General features: G+C 70.4%; 8 protein-coding genes. 5 read left to right on the top strand and 3 right to left on the bottom strand.

Features of this window, described 5'->3' with window-relative positions; translation table 11 throughout:
• Positions 1 to 212: 212 nt before the first annotated feature.
• Positions 213 to 698 (bottom strand): hypothetical protein, encoded by a 486-nt coding sequence (locus E1264_RS37980; protein WP_132181638.1) that lies wholly within the window; start codon positions 696 to 698, stop codon positions 213 to 215.
• A gap of 163 nt (positions 699 to 861) precedes the next feature.
• A complete protein-coding gene (locus tag E1264_RS37985; protein WP_207936785.1) occupies positions 862 to 1,653 on the bottom strand; it encodes a siderophore-interacting protein in 792 nt (263 codons plus the stop codon).
• A 101-nt stretch (positions 1,654 to 1,754) separates the two neighbouring features.
• On the opposite strand from E1264_RS37985, the gene E1264_RS37990 reads away from it, so the two are divergent.
• The 3 genes from E1264_RS37990 (at position 1,755) to E1264_RS38000 (ending at position 4,848) form a co-directional block, all read left to right on the top strand.
• A complete protein-coding gene (locus E1264_RS37990; protein ID WP_132181640.1) occupies positions 1,755 to 2,855 on the top strand; it encodes a winged helix DNA-binding domain-containing protein in 1,101 nt (366 codons plus the stop codon).
• Between the two features lie 259 nt (positions 2,856 to 3,114).
• On the top strand, positions 3,115 to 3,381 hold the full coding sequence (locus tag E1264_RS37995) for a hypothetical protein (protein WP_132181642.1): 267 nt from the start codon (positions 3,115 to 3,117) through the stop codon (positions 3,379 to 3,381).
• Positions 3,382 to 3,519: 138 nt separating this feature from the next.
• The gene (locus E1264_RS38000; RefSeq protein WP_165964590.1) at positions 3,520 to 4,848 is read left to right on the top strand and encodes a DUF2786 domain-containing protein; all 1,329 of its coding nucleotides are present in this window, start codon (positions 3,520 to 3,522) and stop codon (positions 4,846 to 4,848) included.
• 71 nt (positions 4,849 to 4,919) lie between these two features.
• Here the strand turns inward: E1264_RS38000 and E1264_RS38005 are convergent, their stop codons facing one another.
• Positions 4,920 to 5,132 carry a helix-turn-helix domain-containing protein gene (locus tag E1264_RS38005; RefSeq protein ID WP_132181646.1) on the bottom strand — a complete coding sequence of 71 codons (213 nt, stop codon included), beginning with the start codon at positions 5,130 to 5,132 and terminating at the stop codon, positions 4,920 to 4,922.
• Positions 5,133 to 5,453: 321 nt separating this feature from the next.
• Here E1264_RS38005 and E1264_RS38010 point away from each other — a divergent pair, with 321 nt between their 5' ends.
• Positions 5,454 to 5,987, top strand: a complete 534-nt coding sequence (locus E1264_RS38010) for a 2,4'-dihydroxyacetophenone dioxygenase family protein (RefSeq protein ID WP_132181648.1) — start codon at positions 5,454 to 5,456, stop codon at positions 5,985 to 5,987.
• A gap of 131 nt (positions 5,988 to 6,118) precedes the next feature.
• On the top strand, positions 6,119 to 7,026 hold a 908-nt coding region (locus E1264_RS38015; RefSeq protein WP_132181650.1), incomplete at its 3' end, for a hypothetical protein.

Here is a 7,026-nt window from a genome sequence, read left to right on the forward strand (position 1 = left end):
CTGCCGGAGCCGGGGAGCAGTGGGGGCGCAGGGGGAAGCTGTCCGCTCTGGCAGCCGGTCAGGCGCGGGGGGCGGCGGCTTTGAGACCTGGCCGCCCGCCGCCGTCCAGACGCCGAAACCCCCGCGACCGCCGGGGCGGTGCGGGGGTGGGCGATGCACACATGGGACGGCACAGAGGCCGGAGAAGCGCGGTAAGCCGAGGAACGCGTAAGTCAGCGCGCGGGGTAGATCGGCGATGGCACGAGCGGCGTCGGGCCCGTCCCGCCGACGAACACCGAGGTGCCCTGCTGCGGCGGGATGAACGGCGACTCGGCGTAGGAAGGCTCCGCATACGCGGGGTCCGCGTAGGCAGGCTCCCCGAACGGAGAGACCGCGGCCACGACGGGCCCCTGCGCCGCCGGGACGCCCTGGGCCGCGGGCGGCGGGACGGATGGCGGCACGTGCGTGCCTCCGCCCCAGTGCGGCTCCCCGGCCGGCGCCGCGCCCGGCGCGGCACCCCGATCCAGGCGGCGTTCGGCCAGCAGGGCCATCAGCGCGCGGGCGGTGTCGGCGTCGAGCCGGAGCAGGACGCTTGGCGTCCCCGTCTGGTCGACGAACGGGGAGACCGAGGGTTCGGTAGGGGCGTGCGGAAGCGCCGCCCGCATCTCCTCACGGAGATCCTGGGCCAGTCGCAGCGCCTGTCGGTCACTGTCGCTCAAGTGTGCGTTCATCGCGATCTCCGGGGAGTTCACGTGCGGGAGGTCCGCGCTCATCCTGCTAGGGATGGCGTGCAGGTGCAAGAGCTGATGCACGTGCATTTTGGAAAAGTTCCTCCCGTAACCCGGGCGTCCCTCGCTCGTTCCCGATCACTCCATCCCGCGCTTACCCGGCGTCCAGAACGGTTTGACCAGCACGGACTTGCGCGGCCAGCCCCGTTCGCCCACCAGGTGGGCGCGGACGGCCTGCACGGTGCGCGCCTCCCCCGCCACGTAGGCGCCCCCCGGCTCCTCCGGCAGTTCCAGGCCGCGCACGGCGTCCACGAGCGTCCACGAGCGTCCGCGAGCGGGCGGCGGAGGCGTCACCGCGATGGCGCCAGATCAGCTCGCCGCCGCGCGGGAGCGGCAGCCGGTCCTCCGGCCGGGCGACCTCGATCACCCCGTGCACCGGCACGAGCCCGCCCCGCCCGGCCGCCTCCGGCGACCCGCCGTCTCGGCCGTCGAGAGCCCGGAGCATGGCGCCGAACGCCACCGAGGCCGTCTCCTCGCCCGCGAACACGTGATAGGCGGCCGGGCGCAGCCCGAACGTCCCCTCCGGCTTGCCGAAGACGACCTCCTGGCCCGGCCGGGCGCCCCGCACCCAGCGCACGCCGGGCGCGTCCACGTCGTGGTCCATGACGCACAGCTCCAGGACGCCGGCGTCCGCGTCGTAGTCCCACACCGAGTAGGTGCGCAGCGCATGGCGGACGGCCCCGCTCACCCACGTCCGCGCGGCCGTGATGTCCGCCACATGGAGGCGGATCTGCTGGCCGGGCGTCCAGTCCAGGCCGGGGACGCCGCCGACGCGGACCCACCGCATCCGCCCCGGGGCGGGCCGGACCTCCTCGATGCGGCCGCGCACGAACATCAGGTCGAGAATCCGCCCGCGCACGCCGCGAACGCCCGCTCCCGCCACCACGATCCCTCCTTGCGATATATCTCGTCACAGGAACGCAGACACGATATATCTCTACTGCCGCCGGTGCCAGGGAACGGCGGGCGAAGGGGCATCCTGGACGGGTGACAGACACCCTGAGCGTCCGAGCCCTCAACCGGGCCACGCTCGCACGGCAGCTCCTGCTGGCGCGGGAGCCGATCACGGCCGCCGAGGCGGTGCGCCGGCTGTGCGGGATGCAGGCGCAGGAACCCAAGCCGCCGTTCCTGGGGCTGTGGACGCGGCTGGACGGCTTCCAGCCGTCCGACCTGCTCGGCGCCCTGCACGACCGGTCGCTGGTCCGCGCCACGATGATGCGCGCCACGCTGCACCTGATGACGGGCGACGACTACACGGCGTTCCGCACGGCGATGCAGCCCATGCTGGACGGCGCTCTCCGCGTCCTCGGCGACCGTGCCCAGGGCATGGATCTGCAGGAGGTCGTCCCGGCGGCGCGCTCCCTCCTCGCAGAGGAACCTCGCACGTTCAATGAGGTTCGCGCGCTTCTCCAGGAACGCTTCCCGGACGTCAACGATCGGGCTCTCGGATATGCCGTCCGGCTCTGCGTGCCGTTGGTCATGGTCCCCACCCAGGACAGGTGGGGCTTCCCTCGCGCGTCGCGCTTCACACCGGCCGACGAATGGCTGGGCATTGCCCCGGCGGCGGAACCGCGGATAGACGAACTGATGCTGCGCTACCTGGCCGCGTATGGGCCAGCATCGGCCGCCGATGCGCAAACGTGGTCCGGGCTGTCCGCGTGCGGTGAGGCGTTGGACCGGTTGCGTCCGCGCCTCCGCGTATTCGCCGACGACAAAGGCCGGGAACTCTTCGATCTCCCTGACGCCCCGCGTCCTGCCGAGGACGTTCCGGCACCGGCACGATTCCTGCCGGAGTTCGACAGCCTCGTCCTGGCGCACGCCGACCGCAGACGAGTGATCGCCGACGCGCACCGGCCGTCCCTCACCACGAAGAACCTGCGTGTCCGAGCGGTCTTCCTCTGGGACGGCTTCGCACGCGGCATCTGGGAGACGGAATACAAGCGCAAGGTCGCCACGCTGCGGCTGCGTCCCTTCGAGCGCCTTCCCCAAGCCGCCATTGACGAACTGTCCAATGAGGGAGAGTCGCTCCTAAGGTTCATCGAGCCGGACGCAAAGGAGACGGCAGTGTCCGTAGTCGAGGACGCTTGACGCACACCACCGGAGCCGTACGCCCCACATTCGGATTGGCGCCCGGTTCTGCGCGGCAAACCTTATCGATCCGACGCGCCCGGCGGAAGCGTCCACGTGCCACCACATGCGGACATGACAGTGTGAGCGTGGACAACTCCGAATAGTGATCAATCCGATACCCGTATTGATTGAAAGATCCACAGTTTGGGTTCAAGCTGTCTGACGACGTATGGAATGTCCCCGCCCGTTCCTTCCGACCGCCGACAGGACGCGACCAATGTTCGAGATCTGGGAGACGAGCGAGCCGGCCAGGCTCATCAGCGACGCGGGGAGCCTGAAGGTCGCGCTGGAGAAGGTCGACACGATGTGCCGCCTCCGGCACGACCAGGCCGTGGCGCACATCGGCGAGACCCGCGAGGGCTACAACTTCGAGATCAGGAACCGTGAGGGCAAGGCCCTGGCGCGGCTGAGCTACGTCCCGGACACGTCCCGCGCCTACCAGAGCGTCGTGGTCGAGGAGATGCGCGGAGGCGACGAAGAGTAGGAGCACCGGCTCCTCCCCAGCCCCTGGCCGGATCGGCCGGGGGCTTTCGCGTAGGGACGTCGCCGACCACCGCGCCACAGGAGTCTGTAACCGCCAGATGGCAGGATGCGTGATGCCCATGTGACATGGAGGACGGGAGTGACCGTGCGTAACGCGTGGCGACGCGCACACCCCGGAGAGGCGGCCGGCCCCTCGCCGGAAGCAGCGCTCACCGAGGCCGCGAACGACCTGGCAGCCCAGGCCGTATGCGCGCTCGCACGAGGCGACGCCGCCGCATTCAACCGCCTGGTGACCGCACTCGTCACCGCCCCAGGCCCGGTCGATGAAGACGAATGGAGGCTCGTCACCGACCGGTGTCTCGCCGCTCAGATGCGCCAGGGGATCACCACGGCCTGGGAGAGGGGCTGGCAACCGGCCGATGTGGTCAGGTTCGCGTCCCGCCGCCGTACGGCCAGGCACGCACGCCTGGCGACGGACGCGATCGCGTCCGAGATGAAGTCCTACTCCAGCGCGACCATAGACGACCGTTGGCGGGAGCAGCTCGCCGTCCTCGGAGCGGAAACCTGGTGGGAGCACGAGCATCCGGACGCCTGGTGCGAGCGAGAAGGCGTCGACCATACGGTCTACGTGGTCTCGGCGGTCGAGCTCGTCCATCTACTGCGCGACCTGCCAAGGCTGCCGAGCATGGGCCCTCCCCCAGGCACCTCCAGCACCACCGCTCCGCCCGGACACTCCGCGCGCGACGCGTCGGCGGCGGCACGCGAGGTCGACCAGCGAACCCTGGGCCGGGTCAGGGCGCTCTTGGCCAAGGCCGAGTCGACCGAATTCCCAGAGGAGGCGGAGGCGCTCAGCGCACGCGCCCAGGAACTGATGGCGCGCCACAGCATCGACCATGCGCTGCTGGCCGCGGAGACGGGCGACACGGCCGCCCCCGCCGGGCGGCGCATCCCGGTGGACAATCCCTACGACGCGCCCAAGGCGGTCCTGCTGACGGTGGTGGCAGAGGCCAACCGCTGCCGGGCGGTGTGGCACCGGGAACTGGGATTCTCCACGGTCCTCGGGTTCCCTGCCGATCTGGCGGCGGTGGAGATGCTGTTCACGTCGCTGCTCGTCCAGGCGACGGCGGCCATGGTCCACGCGGGTCCCAGGCGCGACGCGCGGGGACGGTCACGGACGCGTTCGTTCCGCCACGCCTTCCTGAACGCCTACGCCGCCCGCATCGGGGAGCGGCTGCGGGACGCGGCGGATCGGGCGGCCGCGGGCGCCGGCGGGAAGGATCTGCTTCCCGTGCTGGCCGCGCGCGACCGGGCCGTCGACCATGCGGTCGACACGATGTTCCCGAACCTCGCCAAGGGACGGGCGGGCTCGGTGTCGAACTACGAGGGTTGGGTGGCCGGGCGGGCGGCCGCTGATCTCGCCAGTCTGAACGGCCGCCTCGAGGTCACCGGGACGTTCCGCCGTTCCTAGCGCACGGCGTCCCCCCGGGGGGCGAGGGGGACATCCGATCATCTGTTCGTTCTTCCTACTCTCGGGAGCGGTCAGGCCCTCTTGCGCCTGGTGTTGCCGCCACGGCCACGCAGCGGCACGCCCGCCTCCTTCAGGACGTTGTAGATGAACCCGTACGACCGTCCGGTCTCGGCCGCCAGGTCACGGATGCTCTCACCTTTGGCGTACCGCGGCGCCAGCTCCGCGGCGAGCCGCGTGCGTTCGGCACCGGTGACGCGGGTGCCCCTGGACATCGTTCTGGCCACGGGGACCTCCTCTTCGCAAGGCTGTGCAGCGCGGGCAGTCCCCGCAGCTCACAGCAGTGTTGATCTCCCCAAGGTACACATTCCCCCGATTAGAGCGTCGATGCCGCGCGAATCACCGTGAATTCGGCCGAAGCTGGTCTTTTTCGTGGTGAACGGCGTGTCGCCCCCCGGACGTACGGCGTGTCGTCCCGGACACACGGCGCGTCGCCACGGACCCCGCCGAACCCGCCCAAAGGCCGAAATCCCAGGCAGATCGGGGAGACGGAGCCGGTTCTGGCACGATTCACTACTAGCCAACGGATCGCGGACGCTGGAGGAGCCATGCCCGAGGACGCAACGACAGAGTTCTGGAAGGACCTGAAGCCGCTCGAGAACGCGCAGAAGCCGGACGCGCTGCCGGAGCTCTACCTGTCGAAGGTCGCCACCGACGACGACCGCTACTACGTGCCGTTCACCGAGACCGTCGGCTCCCGCCCGCTGTGGATCAACGTCAAGGACAACTCCTGGTCGGACATCCTGCGCGCCACCAGCGCCGGCCTGGTGAACCGGCACTACCACCCGCACGAGGTGTTCGCCTACACCATCTCCGGTAAGTGGGGGTACCTCGAACGTCCCTGGACGGCCACGGCCGGGGACTTCATCTACGAGGCGCCCGGCGAGGGCCACACGCTCGTCGCCTACGAGAGCGACGAGCCGATGAAGACGATGTTCATCGTGAAGGGCCCGCTCATCTGGCTGGACGAGAACGGGGAGCCCGACGGCTACTTCGACGTCCACGACTACATCGCGCTGTGCCGCGAGCACTTCGAGAAGGTCGGCCTGGGAGCGGACTTCATCGACCCCCTCTTCCGCTGACGACGAAGGCTCGGCCTCCTCCGTGGGAGGCCGAGCCTCCGACTTATCCCCAGAACGACGTTCTACTGCTCCTCTCCGGGACGGCCGCGCATGCTGGGCACATCCTGTCGCGGCAAGGAAGGAGCGGCCCGATGGCCACGATCACGTTCCCGGTTCCGTCCACCACGACCTCCCGGTTCGCCGTCGCCGCCGAGAACGTCCCACACGACCTCGCCGATCTGCTCCGCCGGATCAAGCCCGCCCCCTTCCACGCCCACATAACCGGACGGCTCGGCTCACCCCAGTTACAGCTCGCCCGAGAGGACCTCACCTCCCTGCGCTGGGACCCCGGTCGCATCAAGCCGGCCCGGCCCGAAGACCGCCAGGCCGCGCGCACCTTCAACGACGCAGCGGAGTTCGCCGTCGTCACCGCCTTCGCGCCCGTCACCGACCAGCCCCGGTGCGCGCAGGTCGCCCGTTCGGCCGCGAACGCCATCGCGGAAGCCATCGGCGGGATCACGGCCGACCTCGTCACCGGGCACGTCCTGGCACCGTCCCCTGCGGAGAGAACGCGCTTCGTGCTCGCCGACCACTGGCTCGGCGACGTCCTGCCGCCGTACCGCGCCAACGGCCACTGCACCGCCGCGGAACCCGAACTTGACCCCGAGGGCGTGAACGGCTGCGCCTGCGTCCGCCTGCGCACCCGCGGCCTCCGCCGCTTCGGCCTCCCCGAGATCCAGATCAGCGACGTCGCCTGCCCGCACGACCTGGCGGCCCTCAACGTCCTGCGCACCACGGCCCGGCGCCTCCTCACCGACCACTGGACCTGGCTGGCCACCGGCCCGGCCGCCCGAACCCGAACGATCGCCGCAGACCTGCACCTAGCCCAGCGCGACTTCAACGACTTCTGGGGAACCACACGCCGCGTCCGCAGCACACCCCCCGCCCCGTTCGGAGTACACCTCTCCCTACTAACGCCTCGCCTCCTGGCGGTCGCCCCACCCGCAGACTTCGACGGCACAGTCAACGACTGGCTATGGGGCGACACCCTCCCCCTAGG

This window comes from Actinomadura sp. KC216, assembly GCF_004348535.1.
In the GTDB taxonomy this organism is placed as follows: Bacteria; Actinomycetota; Actinomycetes; order Streptosporangiales; family Streptosporangiaceae; genus Spirillospora.

Coding starts and splice junctions, on each gene's coding strand:
- E1264_RS37995 (WP_132181642.1), top strand. CDS start 3,115: ATGTTCGAGATCTGGGAGACGAGCGAGCCGGCCAGGCTCATCAGCGAC.
- E1264_RS38010 (WP_132181648.1), top strand. CDS start 5,454: ATGCCCGAGGACGCAACGACAGAGTTCTGGAAGGACCTGAAGCCGCTC.